This window comes from Neobacillus ginsengisoli, assembly GCF_030813055.1.
In genome coordinates this window covers 215,825-234,301 of record NZ_JAUSTW010000005.1, presented here as the reverse complement: position 1 = coordinate 234,301, position 18,477 = coordinate 215,825, and the positions used below count along the sequence as shown (strand labels likewise).

Annotated in this window: 20 protein-coding genes and 1 other annotated feature; of the genes, 15 read left to right on the top strand and 5 right to left on the bottom strand. The window is 39.5% G+C overall.

The genetic code is table 11. The features are described 5' to 3' along the window. Positions 1 to 37: 37 nt before the first annotated feature. The 3 genes from treR (at position 38) to J2S10_RS16525 (ending at position 2,958) form a co-directional block, all read left to right on the top strand. Positions 38 to 754, top strand: coding sequence for a trehalose operon repressor (treR, locus tag J2S10_RS16535; protein ID WP_307409731.1), 717 nt, complete (start codon positions 38 to 40; stop codon positions 752 to 754). Between the two features lie 232 nt (positions 755 to 986). Continuing rightward, complete coding sequence (locus tag J2S10_RS16530) at positions 987 to 1,466, top strand: flavin reductase family protein (protein WP_307409729.1); 480 nt, start codon at positions 987 to 989, stop codon at positions 1,464 to 1,466. A gap of 88 nt (positions 1,467 to 1,554) precedes the next feature. Continuing rightward, positions 1,555 to 2,958: a pyridoxal phosphate-dependent decarboxylase family protein gene (locus tag J2S10_RS16525; RefSeq protein WP_307409727.1), complete on the top strand. Its 1,404-nt coding sequence runs from the start codon at positions 1,555 to 1,557 to the stop codon at positions 2,956 to 2,958. Between the two features lie 116 nt (positions 2,959 to 3,074). Here the strand turns inward: J2S10_RS16525 and J2S10_RS16520 are convergent, their stop codons facing one another. Next, a complete protein-coding gene (locus tag J2S10_RS16520; RefSeq protein ID WP_307409725.1) occupies positions 3,075 to 3,587 on the bottom strand; it encodes a gamma carbonic anhydrase family protein in 513 nt (170 codons plus the stop codon). A 22-nt stretch (positions 3,588 to 3,609) separates the two neighbouring features. Further along, positions 3,610 to 4,227, bottom strand: coding sequence for an RraA family protein (locus J2S10_RS16515; protein WP_307409723.1), 618 nt, complete (start codon positions 4,225 to 4,227; stop codon positions 3,610 to 3,612). A gap of 301 nt (positions 4,228 to 4,528) precedes the next feature. Between J2S10_RS16515 and pabB the strand changes: the two genes are divergently transcribed. The 9 genes from pabB to J2S10_RS16470 all read left to right on the top strand — a co-directional run bounded on the left by pabB (position 4,529) and on the right by J2S10_RS16470 (position 10,957). Further along, positions 4,529 to 5,926, top strand: coding sequence for an aminodeoxychorismate synthase, component I (gene pabB, locus J2S10_RS16510; RefSeq protein WP_307409721.1), 1,398 nt, complete (start codon positions 4,529 to 4,531; stop codon positions 5,924 to 5,926). Then, positions 5,923 to 6,528, top strand: coding sequence for an aminodeoxychorismate/anthranilate synthase component II (gene pabA, locus J2S10_RS16505; RefSeq protein ID WP_307410056.1), 606 nt, complete (start codon positions 5,923 to 5,925; stop codon positions 6,526 to 6,528). Before pabB ends, pabA begins: the two co-directional genes overlap by 4 nt. Before the next feature lies 1 nt (position 6,529). Continuing rightward, positions 6,530 to 7,390, top strand: coding sequence for an aminodeoxychorismate lyase (gene pabC, locus J2S10_RS16500; protein WP_307409719.1), 861 nt, complete (start codon positions 6,530 to 6,532; stop codon positions 7,388 to 7,390). 172 nt (positions 7,391 to 7,562) lie between these two features. Beyond that, positions 7,563 to 7,802: a hypothetical protein gene (locus J2S10_RS16495; RefSeq protein ID WP_307409717.1), complete on the top strand. Its 240-nt coding sequence runs from the start codon at positions 7,563 to 7,565 to the stop codon at positions 7,800 to 7,802. Then, on the top strand, positions 7,792 to 8,004 hold the full coding sequence (locus J2S10_RS16490; RefSeq protein ID WP_307409715.1) for a spore germination protein: 213 nt from the start codon (positions 7,792 to 7,794) through the stop codon (positions 8,002 to 8,004). The genes J2S10_RS16495 and J2S10_RS16490 overlap by 11 nt, the downstream gene beginning before the upstream one ends. Positions 8,005 to 8,014: 10 nt before the next feature. Continuing rightward, entirely contained in the window at positions 8,015 to 8,236 is a 222-nt protein-coding gene (locus J2S10_RS16485) for a hypothetical protein (RefSeq protein ID WP_307409713.1), read from the top strand. A 5-nt stretch (positions 8,237 to 8,241) separates the two neighbouring features. Then, complete coding sequence (locus J2S10_RS16480) at positions 8,242 to 8,400, top strand: hypothetical protein (RefSeq protein ID WP_307409711.1); 159 nt, start codon at positions 8,242 to 8,244, stop codon at positions 8,398 to 8,400. 187 nt (positions 8,401 to 8,587) lie between these two features. After that, positions 8,588 to 8,840 (top strand) — a binding site (T-box leader). A gap of 93 nt (positions 8,841 to 8,933) precedes the next feature. Further along, the gene (gene ilvA / locus J2S10_RS16475) at positions 8,934 to 10,205 is read left to right on the top strand and encodes a threonine ammonia-lyase IlvA (RefSeq protein ID WP_307410054.1); all 1,272 of its coding nucleotides are present in this window, start codon (positions 8,934 to 8,936) and stop codon (positions 10,203 to 10,205) included. 401 nt (positions 10,206 to 10,606) lie between these two features. Continuing rightward, on the top strand, positions 10,607 to 10,957 hold the full coding sequence (locus J2S10_RS16470; RefSeq protein WP_307409710.1) for a DoxX family protein: 351 nt from the start codon (positions 10,607 to 10,609) through the stop codon (positions 10,955 to 10,957). Positions 10,958 to 11,016: 59 nt separating this feature from the next. Here J2S10_RS16470 and J2S10_RS16465 read toward each other — a convergent pair whose 3' ends face one another. Then, positions 11,017 to 11,415 carry an SET domain-containing protein gene (locus J2S10_RS16465; protein WP_307409707.1) on the bottom strand — a complete coding sequence of 133 codons (399 nt, stop codon included), beginning with the start codon at positions 11,413 to 11,415 and terminating at the stop codon, positions 11,017 to 11,019. Positions 11,416 to 11,678: 263 nt separating this feature from the next. On the opposite strand from J2S10_RS16465, the gene J2S10_RS16460 reads away from it, so the two are divergent. After that, positions 11,679 to 13,274, top strand: a complete 1,596-nt coding sequence (locus tag J2S10_RS16460; protein ID WP_307409705.1) for an amidohydrolase — start codon at positions 11,679 to 11,681, stop codon at positions 13,272 to 13,274. Between the two features lie 402 nt (positions 13,275 to 13,676). Then, positions 13,677 to 14,045: a Gp49 family protein gene (locus J2S10_RS16455; RefSeq protein ID WP_307409703.1), complete on the top strand. Its 369-nt coding sequence runs from the start codon at positions 13,677 to 13,679 to the stop codon at positions 14,043 to 14,045. 314 nt (positions 14,046 to 14,359) lie between these two features. Here the strand turns inward: J2S10_RS16455 and J2S10_RS16450 are convergent, their stop codons facing one another. Next, complete coding sequence (locus J2S10_RS16450; RefSeq protein ID WP_307409701.1) at positions 14,360 to 14,842, bottom strand: helical membrane plugin domain-containing protein; 483 nt, start codon at positions 14,840 to 14,842, stop codon at positions 14,360 to 14,362. A 14-nt stretch (positions 14,843 to 14,856) separates the two neighbouring features. After that, the gene (fdhF, locus tag J2S10_RS16445) at positions 14,857 to 17,793 is read right to left on the bottom strand and encodes a formate dehydrogenase subunit alpha (RefSeq protein ID WP_307409699.1); all 2,937 of its coding nucleotides are present in this window, start codon (positions 17,791 to 17,793) and stop codon (positions 14,857 to 14,859) included. A 333-nt stretch (positions 17,794 to 18,126) separates the two neighbouring features. On the opposite strand from fdhF, the gene J2S10_RS16440 reads away from it, so the two are divergent. Beyond that, the gene (locus J2S10_RS16440) at positions 18,127 to 18,474 is read left to right on the top strand and encodes a Na-translocating system protein MpsC family protein (RefSeq protein WP_307409696.1); all 348 of its coding nucleotides are present in this window, start codon (positions 18,127 to 18,129) and stop codon (positions 18,472 to 18,474) included. Positions 18,475 to 18,477 lie beyond the last annotated feature (3 nt).

Genomic DNA, 18,477 nt, shown 5'->3' with positions numbered 1-18,477 from the left:
CCCTTTTTCTATCAGTTGAAATTGTTGGTGATAACAAATGAGAGAAAATAAGTTTTTATCAATCTATGATGAATTGGTCAATCAAATACAATCCGGGAGGATGAAGCCGAATACCAAGCTTCCATCTGAAAATGAATTAGTCGAACAATACCACACATCAAGAGAAACGATTCGAAAAGCGTTAAATTTGCTTTCACAAAATGGCTACATCCAAAAGGTGAAAGGCAAGGGTTCGTTTGTACTTGATGTAAGCCGTTACGATTTTCCTGTTTCCGGTTTGGTCAGTTTCAAAGAAATTGCTCAAAAAATGGGCAGGCCTTGGAAAACAATCGTCAACAAGCTCGAGGAAATTCAGCCGGATGAATATCTCCAAAAACAGTTGCATATTTCTAGCAAGGATACCGTTTGGAAAGTAATCCGTTCGAGGGAAATGGAACATGAGCGGATTATTTTAGATAAAGATTTTTTTATTAAAAAAGTAGTTCCGAATTTGACAACGGAGATTTGCGAAGGATCCATCTATGAATATCTTGAGCATGAAGCGGGTCTTAAAATTAGCTTTGCTAAGAAGGAAATCACAGTAGATGAACCTACTGAGGAAGATTATTGTTATTTGGATTTAAAAGACTATAAGCATGTTGTCGTGGTCAAAAACTATGTGTATTTAGAAGATATGAGCTTGTTCCAATACACAGAATCCCGACACCGACTGGACAAGTTTCGATTTGTTGATTTCGCACGCCGGGGAAATTAATTTTCAAGCTTGATTACAGTGGTAGAAGCTTTATTCATACATAATCCCCGTTTGATCACTTGTCTTTAATGGATTTTTAGACCTGACATGAATGATATGTTTGGTCTTTTTGTTTTAATCTTCTTTCATATTCCTTTAAAATATCGCTTTCAGGTGCCTATAAGTAGAAAAAAATTAAAATAAAATGTATTCTGAATATACAAAAAATAATCATGAATAGAGGTGTTACAATTTGGATGATCGTTTTTTTCGAAATGCCATGGGAAAATTTGCAACAGGGATTACAGTAGTTTCAACGGAAGTGAAGGGTGAGGCGCATGGGATGACAGCTAATGCCTTCGTTTCTGTTTCGTTAAATCCAAAGCTGATTTTGGTTTCCATTGATAAAAGGGCAAAAATGCTTGGGCTTATTCAAGAATCAAAAAAGTTTGCTGTTAGTTTCTTAGCTGGCAATCAACAAGCTGAATCGATGAGATTTGCCGGTCAATTAAAGGGGGACACACCGTACAGCTTCGAACAATTTAATGAATTGCCAGTTATTCAAGATGCATTGGCCAACATTACCTGTACATTATATAACGAAGTCGAGGCTGGCGATCATGTTTTATTTATTGGAGAAGTAACCGATTTGAAAGTAAGCGAAGGGGACCCGCTACTATACTATCAGGGTAAATATCGGGAATTAACAGCAATTGAACCGACCGAACCCTAATAGTGGTAAGGCTGTGTTACTCAGTACCTTAATTCCTTTCATTTAACCAAAAACATAATCAATAATTGTCCGTTCAGGGGGTAATGAAATGGTAAAAAAAATGAACGAAGATTTCAATGTGATTCAAATGATTTTAGAACAAATTATAAAGGAATCTATCCATTTTTTTGAGGGCCTTGAGTCTCGGGCAGCAGCATTCCAACCGCCAACGCTCCAAAGAGATAAACTTCCTGTTGAAGGTATAGGAGCTATGAATGCTCTAGAAAACTTCAAAGAAAAATATGCTGCCTTTCTCAGTGGAAGTGCTGGTTCCCGATACTTGGGTTTTGTTACAGGTGGTGCAACCCCCGCAGCGATTGCTGGTGATTGGCTTGTTAGCGTTTATGATCAAAATGTTGCCAGTACAGATGATTCTGTTGCAGGGAAGGTCGAGCTGGAAACTATCGATATGTTAAAGGAATTATTTCAACTACCTAAAAATTATAGCGGATCTTTCGTCTCGGGTGCGACAATGGCGAATTTTGTCGGTCTTGCCATTGCAAGGCAATGGTTCGGACATCAGCATGGGATTAATGTTTCGCAACAGGGGTTATTTTTGCTTCCAAAAATGAAAGTTGTCAGCGGCTGTGCCCATTCCAGCATTTATAAGGCACTCTCAATGCTTGGAATGGGAAGAGAGTCGGTTCAAAGTATCCCGTGTTTGCCTGATAGAGAAGCCATTGATATATCAAGATTAAGAGAGTTTCTGAGAGAGCTGAAAGGGGAGCCTTGTATCGTTGTCGCAAATGCAGGGACAGTGAATACAGTAGATTTTGATAATCTTAGAGAAATTGTGAAGCTGAAGGATGAATATACCTTTTGGTTACACGTCGATGCAGCATTCGGTGGATTTGCGGCATGCTCTCCGAAGTATCATGAGTTGGTTGACGGTCTTGATCAAGCAGACTCCATTACCATTGATGCACACAAATGGCTTAATGTTCCCTATGATTCTGCCATGCAGTTTACCCGCCATAAGGATATACAAGTGGAAGTTTTCCAAAACAATGCCGCTTATCTTGGTAATTCGATTGATAATCCGGAATTTGTTCACCTGACACCTGAAAATTCCCGTCGTTTTCGTGCTCTTCCCGCATGGTTTACCCTAAATGCATATGGGAAAGTCGGATATCGGGAAATTGTTGAACGAAATGTAGAAATGGCACAGCTGCTAACTAAACGGGTGGCAGAAAGTACATTTTTCCGATTGGCAGCACCGACCAGATTGAATGTCGTTTGTTTTACGCTAGCGACAGAAGGAATAACAATGGATGTCATTCATAAATATCTTGACTTATTAAAACAAGATGGACGGGTGTTTATGACACCAACCTTGTACAAAGGTACACCTGCAATTCGTGCAGCTTTCAGTAATTGGCGTACCGATGAGGATGACGTTGAAATTATTTGGGATGCTTTATCGGAGGCAATTAAAGATATGGATCGGAAATAAGACTTTACCAAAAATAAACAACCAAGGACCACTTATGAAGCGGTCCTTGGTTGTTTATTATAGGGGAAAATCGGGTTTCCTGTATCCAGAGTGCTTATTCGTTTTAATCCGAAAATTTATTTCAGTATCTCTCTAAACTCTTTTCCTTTTTGCACATAAACGTCAATCGACATTTGGATCATTTGCAGGTCTTTTTCTTTCAATTCACGTACAACTTTCCCAGGGGAGCCAACCACGAGTGAGCGGGGAGGTATTTTAATCCCGCTGGTTAGCAGCGTGTTGGCACCGATAATGCATTCCTCGCCAATTTCCACATTGTCTAATATCGTGGAGCCCATCCCGATTATCGAACGGCTGCCAACCTTACAGCCATGTAAAATCACGTTATGACCCACAGTAACACCGTCTCCAATCTCAACTGGAGAACCTTCATATAAATGAATGGTGGTGTTATCCTGGATACTGCATTGTTCGCCAATCTTAATAGGACCTTCGTCACCGCGTAAAACGGCATTAAACCAAATCGTCGAATCCTTTCCAACCTTGATGTCTCCAATAAGAAAGGCACCTGGTGCTACAAAAACAGAATCGTGTATGGATGGTGATATACCATTGTAGGGAATAATCATTGAAATCTCTCCTTAATGAAGATTATTTTGTTAGCATTTTATCTAAGTATTTGATAATCTCTTCTGGATTTCCAGCAATTTTTTCTTCGCGAATTTGATCTGTCTTCAATTTTTCCAGTGATTTGGCTAAGACTTCTTGTTCAATGGATTGTGGAATGACAACGACACCGTCAGCATCCCCGACAATGATATCTACGGGATGGATCGTAGTGCCACCGCAGGAGATCGGTACGTTTATTTCGCCAACTCCAGCTTTACCGCTTGCTGCGACAGCCGTACCTTTTGAAAAGACGGGAAAATTCAATGCTTTAATACCGACGATATCGCGGATGACACCATCGACGACTAAGCCTGCAACACTAAGGGTTTGTGCCATTCCGACAACAAAATCGCCTGCAATCGCCCGATATTGATCACCTTTTGCATCAATGACGATAATATCGCCCGGTTTCGCTTCTCTAATAGCTTTTAAGACAGCTAGATTATCCCCGACAGGAATCTTAACCGTTAAAGCTCTACCGACAAGCTTGTATTCTTCCTTTAGAGGTTTAATAGAGGGATGTAAATTGTTTAATCCATCCATTGCATCAGAAATACAGGTAGTTGGAATATTTCGGAATTTTCTCACAAGTTCACCCATCAAAATTTCTCCTTTATTTGTTATTAATGATTACATTATACAGCGTTTTCAAAAAAATAGAAAAATATGAAAATACATTAGGGTTTGCTAAAATAAATTTATAAAAAAGCAGTCTGAATTTGTAAATAAAATGAAGGTCATAGCTTTACATGTCCCTATTTTCTAATTAGCCAATAAAGACCTGGCTAATACAAATTTACTCGTAACCATCAAGCATCAGCAATGTTTTGCATTTTCACTATGAAAAAAGAACAATCTTCATGTATGATGAAAAAGATAAATGATATAGGAGTGACAGCCATTGAATCAGCTTCATCTACATTGTAAAAAAATCCCTTTTGAGAATTCGAAGTTTTTTTCACAATACCTATGTATTTCTAAAGAATACAGCCATCATGTATTGCTAGAAAGCGGCAGAGGCGGAAGATACAGCATTGCCGCTTTTCAGCCTGATAAGATTATATTTGGAAAAAACAATCAATTAACCATCCAAGATCATCATGGGACTAAAATACTCAACGGAAATCCACTATCCTTATTCAAAGAATGGATGGGGCAATATCACGTTGAGAAACTTGAGGACGTTCCCGATTTTCAGGGTGGGGCGATTGGATACATAAGTTATGATTATGCACGTTATATTGAAAAACTCCCGGCACTAGCAAATGATGATTTGTTGCTCCCGGAATTATATTTCTTTATTTTTAAAGAATGGTTTGTATTTGATCATCAAAAACAAGTTTTATGGCTTTTATTTTTGTATGAAAAGGATGAAGCTATAGAAGAGAGAGTTTCGGTATGGGAAACATGCTGGATGGAAGAGCATTCTCAATTAACACCGATTAAAGCACAACCGATAAAAAAAGATGATTTAGAAGTGTCTATGAATGAACAACAATTTATTGATGCGGTGAAAAAGGTTCAACAATACATTGCCCAGGGGGATGTGTTTCAGGTTAATCTCTCTGTGCGGCAATCAAAGCCCATTCAAGTGGAAGCGATTGCTGTATACGAACAATTAAGAGTATTAAATCCTTCTCCCTATATGGCCTATTTTCACACACCGGACTTTCAATTAGTGAGCGGTTCTCCGGAGCTGTTAGTGAAAAAAAACGGAATGGAAGTAAGCACCCGCCCGATTGCAGGCACTCGTTCGCGAGGGAAGGACGAAGCTGAAGATTTAAAACTAGCAAATGAATTGATTGAAAATGAAAAGGAACGGGCCGAACATGTAATGCTCGTTGACTTAGAACGAAATGATCTGGGAAGAGTCTGTACGTACGGGACGGTGGAAGTCAATGAATTTATGGTCATCGAAAAATATTCCCATGTGATGCATATTGTTTCCAATGTAAGAGGAGAGTTAGCGGAAAATAAGACGAGCTATGATATTATTAACGCCACATTCCCCGGCGGAACAATTACCGGAGCCCCAAAGGTTCGAACCATGGAAATAATCGAAGAGCTAGAGCCTGTACAAAGGGGAATTTATACAGGATCGCTCGGCTGGATTGATTTTAGCGGTGATTTGGAATTAAATATTGTGATTCGGACCATGCTTATTAAGGAAGGAAAAGCACATGTTCAGGCAGGGGCAGGTATTGTCATCGACTCCAATCCGAAGCATGAATATAAAGAGTCACTTAAAAAAGCGGCAGCATTATGGAAGGCAAAAGAAATGGCGGAGGAAAAGCGATGATTTTCATGATTGATAATTATGATTCTTTTACCTTTAACTTAGTTCAATATTTAGGTGAACTAGGGGAAGATTTAATTGTGAAGCGAAATAATGAAACCACCATTGAAGAAATATCAAGGCTTGGCCCCAAGTTTTTAATGGTATCGCCGGGTCCTTGCAGCCCGAATGAAGCAGGCATTAGCCTTGAGGCGATTAAGGCATTTGCAGGTGAAATTCCGATCTTTGGTGTGTGTCTTGGTCACCAATCGATTGCGCAAGCCTTTGAGGGAGAAGTTGTTCAAGCCGAGAAGTTAATGCACGGGAAAACATCAGATATGTTTCATGATGGGAAAACGATTTTCGAAAATCTCCCAAATCCCTTTCCAGCTACAAGGTATCACTCCTTAATCGTAAAGAAGGAAACACTGCCTGATTGCTTTGAAATTTCTGCCTGGACGGAAGAAGGAGAAATTATGGCCATCCGTCATAAAGAACTGCCGATCGAAGGAGTTCAATTTCACCCGGAATCGATTATGACTATCGCCGGAAAAGAGCTTTTACGAAATTTCGTTCACCATTATGAAAATTTTTCAGAAAAAAAACTAGAGCTAAAGGGTTCTTAATATGTATCTATACATCAATGGTCAAATCGTAAATAAAGATGAAGCTAGAATATCTCCCTTCGATCATGGTTACTTATATGGGATGGGACTTTTTGAAACGTTTCGAGTGTATAAACGGCATCCCTTCTTACTAGATGACCATTTAGAGAGGCTAAACGCCGGGTTGGAAGTTTTGAATATTAAGAAGCAATTTCATCGAGAGAAAACAAATAAGGTACTGCAGCAATTATTAGAGGCAAACAAGTTAACAAATGCTTATATCCGGTTTAATGTATCTGCGGGAATAGGAGAGGTTGGGTTGCAGGTAGCACCGTACATGGAACCCAACATTGTCATATTCGCTAAATCACTGCCGGCAACGAAAGAAATGACCGAAAAAAAAGCAGTCATCCTAAAGCTGAAACGAAACACTCCCGAGGGCTTGGATCGCCTAAAGTCACATCATTATATGAATAATATGTTAGCCAAAAGAGAGATTGGGGACGCTACAGGCTTAGAAGGTATTTTTTTAACAGAAGAAGGGTTTATCGCAGAAGGGATTGTCTCCAATATTTTTTGGAAACAAGGCAACACCTTGTATACACCTGCGCTTAGTACTGGCATTTTAAATGGTATTACCCGCCAGTTTATTATCCAACTAGCAAAACGTAATCGGATGAGGATTGTTGAGGGCTTTTACCGATATCAGGATGCTGCTTCCGCGGAAGAAATGTTTGTCACGAATTCCATTCAAGAAATCGTACCGATTTCACAATTTGAAGATCTTCAAATGCCCGGTAAAAATGGTCTGTTTGTACAACAGCTTCATACCTACTACCGTGAATCCTGTGAGCTGCTTTGGTCGAGAAGTGGAATCATTTAAGCAATGTGCAATAAGTTTCCATTTTTAAAAGCCATTTATATTTGCTTTTTGCAACTTTAAAGAAAAAATATTCTTATAGGAAAGTATTTACCAAATATAAATAAGGGAAATAAAACACAATTAATTCCATTTAGTCATATTCTATAGCAGTCAGGCATTCAGGAGGTGTGGAATGGCTTTAGTCAGAAATTTAATTTGTAACATTAACAACTTTAAAATTATAGCCTTAAATGGAACAGTGAATGTCGGAATGACGTTAAATAAATATGGAGAATCACATGGGGATACCATTGTTTTTGGAGATGAAAAATTTCCAGTTGACGATATAAAACAATTAGAAAACGCAAAACTCCCGCAGGCAGCGATTCCTTTAGACTCAAGTGGACTAAAACCATCGAACGATGAATATTAATATTGGTTTGCTAAAGGTTAATTATGTTGCAGGTGGCGGAGGGATTAATATCGGTACGACCTTCCACATTAATCCTATTACCCACACCCAAAACCAGATTGGTACGCAAAATAACGGCGACGGTAATTCAATGGTTACTTACAACCCAATTTATGATCCTGATGTTATCGATTTTCCAGCCTATACAAATGGTTACTATTAGGAGGTGTAATATGTTGCCAATCTTTATTGGCGCCATTAAGGTCACAACTGTCCAGCATGGGGGTTCCTTCAATATTGCAGGTCTTGGGGGAATTCTAAATGCTCCTGCTTTTAATCAAAAGTTTCAAACCGGTGCGTTAAATAACGGCGATTTCTGTCTTAACACCCCCGTAACATCTATCATTGATCCGGATGTAATTGAGAATCCATCATCGATTATCAAAGGATTATAATCTTTATGATTAATTTAAATTTACCTATGATAACGATTACTTATAACCAAACCGGTGTATTTAACGCAGGAAAAAACGTTAATCTAATAAAGGTTAAAACTGCTTCTATTGAAACAAGTCCTTACAATGTGCCTCTTGGTTTACCTTTAGAATTACAAAAATGAATTAAAAATAAAGATTACAAAAAATAAAGTGAAACATAAAGAGTAAAGGAGTCCCAGTGAGGGCTCCTTTATTCTTTCAGATGTAAGTTTTTGGATTTGTAAGCGCTTTTAAATTAACAAAATAATAAAAATAGTCAAAAAATATTGACGTAGTCCTTTTCCAGTGGTACCCTTATTAATAATTTAACATGAGTCTATGAAGAGAAGAGTAGGATTTGCCCCTTGTTCTCCAGAGAGTCGACAAATGGTGGAAGTCGATGGCAGGACATATCTGAAAATCATCTCTGAGATGCTTAGCTGAAAAGTGAAAGTAAGCTATGCCGGAACAGTCCGCCGTTATAATGGAACACGTATTATTGTACGTTGATCGAGAGCCGCAGCTGTAGTTTGGTGTTTTGCTGCGGAAGTAGGGTGGTATCGCGAGTTAACTCGTCCCTATACATTATGGGGGCGGGTTTTTTGTTGTATAAAAATCGATAGGAACTCATGAAAACAATTTAAACAGCATATTTCCAATTTGGAGGGAACACATGATGAATCAACAAGTTGATAACAAGGAAAAGGCCGTAACGGTAGAGGATATTATTATTGCAAGCCACACCATTAAGGATGTTATTTCTCCAACACCTCTGCAATACAATCATTTATTGTCCGAACGCTATGGCGCGCATATTTATTTAAAGCGGGAGGATTTACAGAGTGTTCGTTCATTTAAAATTCGCGGAGCCTATAATCGTATCAAGAAGCTCAGTGAGGAAGAATTAAAAAACGGAATTATTTGTGCAAGTGCGGGGAATCATGCGCAAGGGGTCGCCTACTCCTGCCACATCCTCAATATCAATGGGAAGATTTATATGCCGAATACTACACCGAAACAAAAAGTCAATTCGGTTAAATTTTGGGGTAAGGAAAATGTCGAAATTGTTTTAGTGGGCGATACGTTTGACGATGCTTATGAAAAAGCGGTGGAATGCAGTATAGCGGAAAATCGTGCCTTTATTCATCCTTTTGATGACCGTGATGTAATTGCCGGGCAAGGTACCGTTGCCGTTGAGCTTCTCAATGATTGCGAGGAACACATCGATTATCTCTTTGCGGCAATTGGCGGAGGCGGACTCGTTTCAGGTGTCGGTACCTATATGAAACATGTTTCCCCGTCAACGAAGCTAATTGGAGTAGAGCCGCTTGGGGCACCGGGGATGAAAGAATCGATTTCGAAGGGAGAAGTGACTTCTCTAGTGGATATTGACTCGTTTGTCGATGGGGCAGCGGTAAAAACGGTCGGCACGAAAACCTTTACCATTTGTAAAAATCTTGTCGATGATATTGTAGTTGTACCAGAAGGCAAAGTCTGTACGACCCTATTGTCTTTATACAATGAAAATGCCATTGTCGTTGAACCGACTGGTGCCCTGTCGATTGCTGCATTGGATACATATGCCGAAGAAATCAAGGGCAAAACAGTGGTCTGTATCGTCAGCGGCGGGAACAATGACATCGGCCGGATGCAGGAAATCAAAGAACGCTCGATGATCTATGAGGGATTGCAACATTATTTTATCGTTCAATTTCCTCAGCGCCCGGGAGCATTACGCGAGTTTTTGGACAATGTTCTCGGACCAAATGATGACATTAGCCATTTTGAATATACGAAGAAAAATAATCGTGAAAGAGGACCGGCTTTGGTTGGGATTGAGCTAAAAGATAAAGAAGATTACCTTCCATTGATTGAGCGAATCAAAGCAAAAGGATTTTTATACCGGGAAGTAAATAAGGATAGTACGCTGTTTCAGATGCTGGTATAGAAATTTCAAAAAAAGAAGAATGCCCCTAATCAAAAAATCCCTGAATCCAAAACGATCCAGGGATTTTTTCTTTACCTTATAATAAGTGAAATCGTGTTGCGGATAGCTACCTAAAGTTGCGAATAAGCATAGTAATGAAGTTAAAGCTTGTTGAATATATAACAATACGAGCATTTTTGAAACAAAGGCGGGGCAATTTTAAGGTAAGGTACTACGCAGTATAAAGGTTTTGTTTAGATTTTAGCCCTAGAATTTTGTGTGAACCAAAAATGTATTGCTTTACCTTACACTCGGTCAAGGTTTTGTGTTTGCAATGATTCCATTGATACTTTTCATTTTGGCGGGATTTATTTTTCGGGCAAAAGAAATAGAAAAAAACACTTTAAAGGGAGTGTATTTCAATGAATATTGCCTTATGGATTGTTCAGCTGGTTTTAGGTCTAGCCTTTATTGCGTTTGGATCAACAAAAGTTCAGTATGATAAAGCCCTGGCAAGTCTGCCTTGGGTAGAGGATACTTCAAAGGGATTGGTCGTTTTTATCGGTGTTGCTGAGCTGCTAGGCGGAATAGGATTAATTGCACCGGGGATTTTTGGGATTTGGAAATTATTAATCCCAATTGCTGCTCTGGGAATCGCATTAGTCATGATTTTTGCTGCAATATTTCATGCAAAGCGCAAGGAAAGTAAAGCAATATTGATGAATATCATTTTTTTACTATTAGCCCTCTTTGTGGCATATGGTCGATACTAACGATAGATAAAAAAAGCACTCAGCTGAGTGCTTTTTTCACCCTAGAAAACTTATTTCACTTATTCTTCACCATTATCATTTTTTTCTTTATCAAACCAAAGTGGTTCATCATCATCCACATCGCCATTATAGTTGATTAATATTTCGTCTCCGGCCTTAATATCCGTGTAAGCATAAAACTCAAATGTATGATTATTAAAATTAATATCATAATGGGCATTAGGCTTATACGAATGATTAAATAGCATACCGTACCCTAAAAGGATGGCAGAATGGTTCTTTCCGTATTCAAATGCGTAATCAGCAAGAAGCGTTTTTTCAATGTGTTCATGCTCCCTGTTGGGGTAGGGAAGGACAGGCGCTTCGTGGATAAGCTCACCTTTTGCGATATCACGCGTCGCAAATACTCCTCTATTTAACTCTCCATCGCTAAGTGTTGAAGTCTTGATCTCAATCATGTTAGTCACCTTTATGTTTTTTCTATTTTGTCTAGTTTCTCCTTTAGCATGACAGTTAATGAAGATGAAAGCAACTTTTTTTAAACCCAACATTATTAAAATGGATCATTATATGGAAGAATACAAGCAGTCGTGTCACTATCCGACTGCTTGTTTCTTACCATTAATCAGAAGATTTATCTCCTCTAAATTTTACTTCTTCATTTCTTTTAGAAAAAGATTCACTTCTTTTATAATAAATCATTTTTTCTGGAGGGGTTTATGTGTCAAAAACGATCTATACAAACGGATTCATTTACACATTAGATGAAAACTATACCCAGGCTCAGACGGTGGTAGTGGAGAACGGAAGAATTCTTGATGTTGGATCACATAATGACATGGTCCTGCAATGGGGGAGATTTGGGTCTGACATTATTGATTTACAAGGAAAGATGGTAACTCCCGGGCTAATTGATAGTCACCTGCATCTTTCAGGTGTTGCTTTCAATTTTTTAGATCTGGATCTAACGGGAGTTAAATCAAAAAATGAAATGCTTGAAAAAATAAAAGTGAGAGCGGGTACGATTCATCCAGGTAACTGGCTGATTGGTATGGGCTGGGATGAAAATCTCTTTGAGGATGGTATCATCCCAACGATCGAGGAATTGGATTATGTCGCACCACATTGTCCCATTTATTTAAAAAGGATATGTCATCACGCATTTTTAGTGAATAGCAAAGCGCTTGAACTGGCGCATTACCATCCAGCAATTGAAGTTCCGAAGGGGGGGAGGGTCGTTGTTGATCCATTAACGAGAAAACCAACTGGACTCCTTCTGGAATCAGCTTCACAGCTTATTACAAGATACATACCGGAGAAAACATATGAAGAGTTAAAGAGAGGTTTGGACCAAGCAATGAAATTTGCTGTTAAAAAGGGGCTTACGAGTGTCCATTCCAATGATCCCGCTTATTTGGGCGGGCTGGGGCAAACCTATAGGATGTATGATGAATTAATAAATCAAGAACAACTAGGGCTGCGCTGCAATCTTCTTATTGATTATCCCTTCCTAAAAGAATTGAAGGAAAAAGGAATGTATGCCGGATACGGAAATGAAAAATTACAAATTGGCGCAATTAAAATTTTTGCCGATGGAGCGTTAGGAAGAAGAACCGCGCTGTTATCAGAACCGTATGCTGATGAACCGAACCAATACGGGGAAGCCATGCATAGCCAAGAAGCATTGTTAGAGATTGTAAATAATGTTAGAGACCATGGTTTACCTATTGCTGTACATACAATTGGCGATCGGTCTTTGGAAAATGTCTTAGATGTCCTGGACCGATTCCAACCTTCTAAACATCGAGATCGATTAATCCATGTTTCCGTGCTTCGAGAGGATTTAATTAAGCGCATGGTTTCTCCTAGCCGAATTGCCGACATCCAGCCACGATTTGTGGTAGGGGACTATCCATGGGTAAAAGAAAGACTAGGGGAGAAGCGAGAAAATAATTTATATGCATGGAAAACCTTGCTCTCGTCAGGTGTTTTATGTGCGGGTGGATCTGATGCCCCAGTGGAACCAGTTGATCCGTTGCTCGGTATTCACGCAGCTGTTACGCGTAGAGCACCTGGCCAATCACATGAAGGTTGGAATGAAAAAGAGAAATTATCGATGTTGGAAGCCCTAAAGTTGTTTACGATTGGCGGCGCCTATGCTACAAACGAAGGGCACCTAAAAGGAACAATCACCAGAGGTAAATTAGCTGATATGACGGTGTTTTCTAAAAATATTTTGTCTCTGGAAGACCCTGATGAACTATTACAAACGGAGATTGTCATGACCATCATTGATGGAAAAATCCAAAAAGGATAAAGATTTTGGATGGCGCTAAGCGCCATCCATTTTTTGTTTTTCCTGTAAAGGGTAACTGGAATCCGGACAAGTCCGTCTATGAATTTATCGGACAGTTTCTTAATCATGAAAACCTATTGTGAAACCTTAACCTGGTAGTTAAATTGTTTTTTAAGGGGGCGAAACGGAATGAGTTTCGTCCTCTTATTTTTTGAAAAAGTGTATTAATTTGTAGGTTGACCGATTTGAAAAATAGTAATAAAATAAGGAAAATTTCAAAAATTACGTAAACGCAATTTGAAAATTGTTTTCTTAAGGAGCCGTGACTGCTAAAGAATAGGACCAATCTTTTTGCATTAATCCTTTGATCAGTAACAGATTACCCAGTAAGATTGAAATGAACCTAAAGGGAGAGATGGGATAATGGTTATTGAAAGTATTTGTCCTAAATGTGGAGAGATTAATAATGTTGAGCATAAAGGTGAAGATATTCTTATCGTAACATGTAAGAACCTTCATATGTATGACCATATCGTCATCCCTTATTCGAGAACGGCGGGGATTAAGGATGATAAACGGAGAAAGCTAGAGGAAATGATAGTTGAGAAGAAGTTTCATCGAATGAGCGATAAATCAACTATTTGTCTTTTAATCTTTGATAATGGGTATGAAATTGAAGGGCGTTCTACTGTTCGAGATATGGCAGATTTCCGGTCAGTAATTGGTAAGGATAAAGCCTATGAACAAGCGCTGAAGAAAGCGATGGTTGCATTAGGAGCATTTTTAGTATAAAAAGGTTAAGATCGGGATCAATTTGTTATCGGATTCACTTATTAGCTACAAAAATATCATAATACAGGAATAAGTATGAAGGACAAAATTCCAATGCACCTCAAGGATTTTGTCCTTCTAAATCAATTTGAAGGACGCTTTCCCTGTTGTCATGGTAAATTTTGTCCTTGAAAACCAGTTTCAAGGACATTTCCCTTTATCCCTAGGCTGTTTTTGTCCTTGAAAGCCTATTTCAAAGACAATTTTCCCTTCCACTTGCTGGGTTTTGTCCTTGAAAACCCAGTTGCAGTTAATCTACTAAATTTTCATCAAACCTATTCCTCTTTTAAACTCTTTCCCATCCCTTTAAGGAAGTGTATTCCAAAACCAATTGCCCGATTGATGTCAGGATCGTTTAAAACCTTCATCAAATCCAAAATTCCCACTTTTTTATTACTTTGTACATATTTATTTCCTTCATCTATTCCTGAAGCAACACTGCTTACGAGTTTCGTCGTTTGTTCCGGCTTGAAATTTGTGAATGCCACCGACGCCCCTAAAAAGTTATTGATAAAGTTTGTGACCGGTTCACGGTTCACTTGATGAAGGGCGATTTTAGCGATATCTTCCTTCGTTTGAAGCATCGCATTGGCAGCTTCAAGGACACCGCTTTGATGTAATTCACCGACAATATCCATGATTTTATTTAATGCATCTTCATTTTCAGTTAGGAGCATTTTTAAAGAAGCTAATTTTTGTTCCGCTTGTTCTTCCACAGTTGGGATTTCTTTTTTTATGATTGTAATGGGCTGTGCCATACAATACCTCCTCATTAGTCTGTTAACTGAACGTAACCCGGACGCTTCCACTTTTGTTCGACTTCCACACCATTTTGCGGGAAGCGGTTTTTGTTACGAGGGTTCGTTTTCGGAAGTGGCTGTTCACCGGTTACGCTTAATACTTCCATTCGTACCTTTGTTTGCTTATAAGCTGGAGTATTTGTCCGAACATCCTTCGCCGGGCCTGTCAAAAAATTAATCGCAGAATCTTTATCCACTGAATTCATCGGTAGATAAAGCTCATTAGCCTTGACTCGGTCGGTCACCAGTGCATTTAATTTCAGTGCACCAAAAGGGGAGACTAAGCGGACAAGGGAACCATCCTGTAGGCCGCGTTCTTTCGCAAGCTCAGGTGATACTTCAACGAACACTTGAGGTACCTTAGCTTGAATTCCTTTTGATTTGTTTGTTAAATTTCCTTCATGGAAGTGCTCAAGCATCCGCCCATTGTTGATATGAAGGTCGTATTCTTCCGGGAATTCAGCAGGGACAACCCAATCTGATAGAGCAAACCGAGCTTTTTTATCAGGAAAATTAAATCCGTCTACATAAAGAAGCGGGGTACTAACTCCTTCGTGGCTCCCCCATAAAAAGCTGTTCCAACCCGCAAGAACCTCATAACTCGCATCTCCGAAAAGAGGGGTGAGGCTGGCCATTTCCGCAAAGATATTGCTTGGATGCTTGTAGCTCCAACCCGCACCTAAATGGTTGGCGATTTCTTGGACGATCCACCAGTCAGGCTTGGAATCTCCCAGCGTCGGGAGTGCTTGATACAATCTTTGGACACGTCGCTCGGTATTGGTAAAGGTTCCTTCTTTTTCAAGTGAAGGGGCTGCAGGCAAAATGACATCCGCATATTGAGCCGTTCTCGAAAAGAAAATATCCTGAACTACAAAGAAATCAAGGCTGGATAACACTTCATGAACATAATTAGCATTGGAGTCGACCAAAGCCATATCCTCTCCGATTAAATACATTGCTTTCATGGAGCCTTTTTCAACCTCATGAAGCATTTGAATATTGTCCAGTCCCGGTAGTCCATCAATCTTTACGCCGTATTCCTTTTCAAATTTTTCGCGAGCAATGTCATCAGTAACGTGTTGATATCCCGGAAGCCAGCCTGGCAGGGTTCCCATATCGCAAGCGCCCTGGACATTATTATGTCCGCGCAGCGGGTAGCCACCTGCGCCAGGACGGCGATAGTTTCCCGTGGCAAGAAGAAGGTTTGAAATCGCTGCAGAGGTATCAGAGCCTCCTGTATTTTGGGTAACGCCCATTCCCCAAAGAATGCACGTACCGTCTGCATCTCGAATCAATTCAGCTACCTGAATCAAGGTTTCTAAAGAAATTCCAGTAATTTCCTCAGCGTATTCAAGGGTATATTTTTCAAGGACCTTTTTGAAATCTTCGAAGTAATGCACATTTTCTTCGATGAATTCTTTGTCATGCCAGCCTTGATCAATCAGGTATTTCGATACCGCCATCAGCCACACCTGGTCAGTTCCTTGTTTTGGACTGATAAAGATATCGGAACGTTCTGCCATTTCATGTTTACGAAGATCCGCAACAATTAGTTTTTGGCCATGAAGCTTATGGGCACGTTTTACCCGAGTAGCAAGAACGGGATGACCCTCTGTCGGGTTGGCGCCGATAATGATAACAAGTCCTGCTTTAGCAATATCTTTAATCGTTCCGGCGTCACCGCCCATGCCAACGGTTCGGAATAATCCATCCGTTGCGGGGGATTGACAATAACGCGAGCAGTTATCTACGTTGTTTGTTTCAAACACCTGTCTGGCTAACTTTTGCATTAAATAGTTTTCTTCATTGGTAATTTTCGACGAAGAAATAAATCCAACAGAACCTGGTCCATATTCTTGTTTAATGGAACCTAATCTGCTTGCCACTAAATCAAGTGCTTCTGCCCAAGTTGATTCCACAAATGCACCATTTTTACGGATTAACGGCTTTGTGAGGCGCTCTTCACTGTTGACGAAATCCCAGCCGAATTTTCCTTTAATGCAGGTTGAGATCGCATTTACGGGTGCATCATGGGACGGCTGTACTTTAAGAATCTTTCGGTCCTTGGTCCAAACCTCGAAAGAACAGCCGACGCCGCAAAAGGTACAAACGGTTTTTGTTTTTTTCGTCCTTGTGTCACGCATGGCCGCTTCAATATCTGATACCGCAAGAATTCCGCTATATCCCGGTTCAACCTCCTTTACTAAATCAATCATTGGCTCAAGGAGGTCCTTCTTCAGTCCCGTCATAAATCCCGCTTCACCGAGCATCGATTTTTCCATTAGCGCGTTACACGGGCATATCGTGACACATTGACCGCAGCCTACACAGGAGGAGTCATTGATTTGAACTCCGTTATCCCAAATTACACGGGGACGATCTGCCTTCCAGTCAATGGCCAGCGTTTCATTCACCTGAAGGTTTTGACATACTTCCACACATTGGCCGCAGGCAATACATTGGTTTGGGTCATAGCGGTAGAAGGGATGTGACATATCCACGGCTGTTGAGGCAGCTTTTAAGGTATAAGGATATTTTTGGTGCTCGATTTCCATTAAATCAACGGTATTATGCAATTTACAATTTCCGTTGTTATTGTCACATACCGTACAGTAAAGCAAGTGGTTCTCTAATAACCGGTCCATTGCTTCTGTTTGTGCGGATTTAGCACGTTTGGAAGAAAGGGATATATTCATGTCATTTACAGCGGTAGTAGAACAAGACCGTGCCAGCTTTCCATCCACTTCGACGATACAAGTGTCACAGGTTTCGATTGGGTCAACTTCGGGAACGTAACAAATTTGTGGATGGGGGATCTCGTTTTGATTGATGATTTCCAAGATCGTTGAACCTGACTTTGCCGTATATTTTTTGTTATCGATTGTAATATTCACGATGTTAACGTCCATGGCTATGGCCTCCTCCATTTAGGAAAATAAAAAACTCCACCATGAAGACACATACCTCTTAAACAGGCAGTATGAGTTCATGGTGGAGTAGTGTATCAGCAGTCCTTGCAAATAAACCAATCCAATTTTACGGACAACATGATAGAGACAATACAGTCTATATATCGATTCCATCTTTAACACTATTATTATAGCGTTTACATGAAATATTCGCAATAAATACTGAAAATTAAAAGTTTTCGTTATTTATTTATTTATTTTTTTAAAATGATGTTTTATTATTAAAAGTTAATTACTCATTATAATTTTCAAATCAATACGGGGGATTTAGGCATGTCTAAAATGGTTCATGAATTTAATGATATTATTCGAAAGCTTCGAAAAGATTTATTTGGAAAAGGTCCTGAAAGAATCCATACCGTATTTGCCGAGAACATGGCGATTTCAACTCTTTATGGAAATTTGACGCCAACTGAAAAATTCATATCGCAAACAGCGGACGGGAAGGACATGGTTCATCTGGCCAGAACTAAAATGATTCAAGAAGTTTATTCTGTCAATCTTCCTGAAGGCTTGGAAAAGGTTGTTGGCGCCAAATTGATTCATCTTTTTTCAGATATTAAAGTGAAAGAGGATATAGCCGTGTCTGTGTTTGTGTTTGATAAAAACATCACATCATAGGGA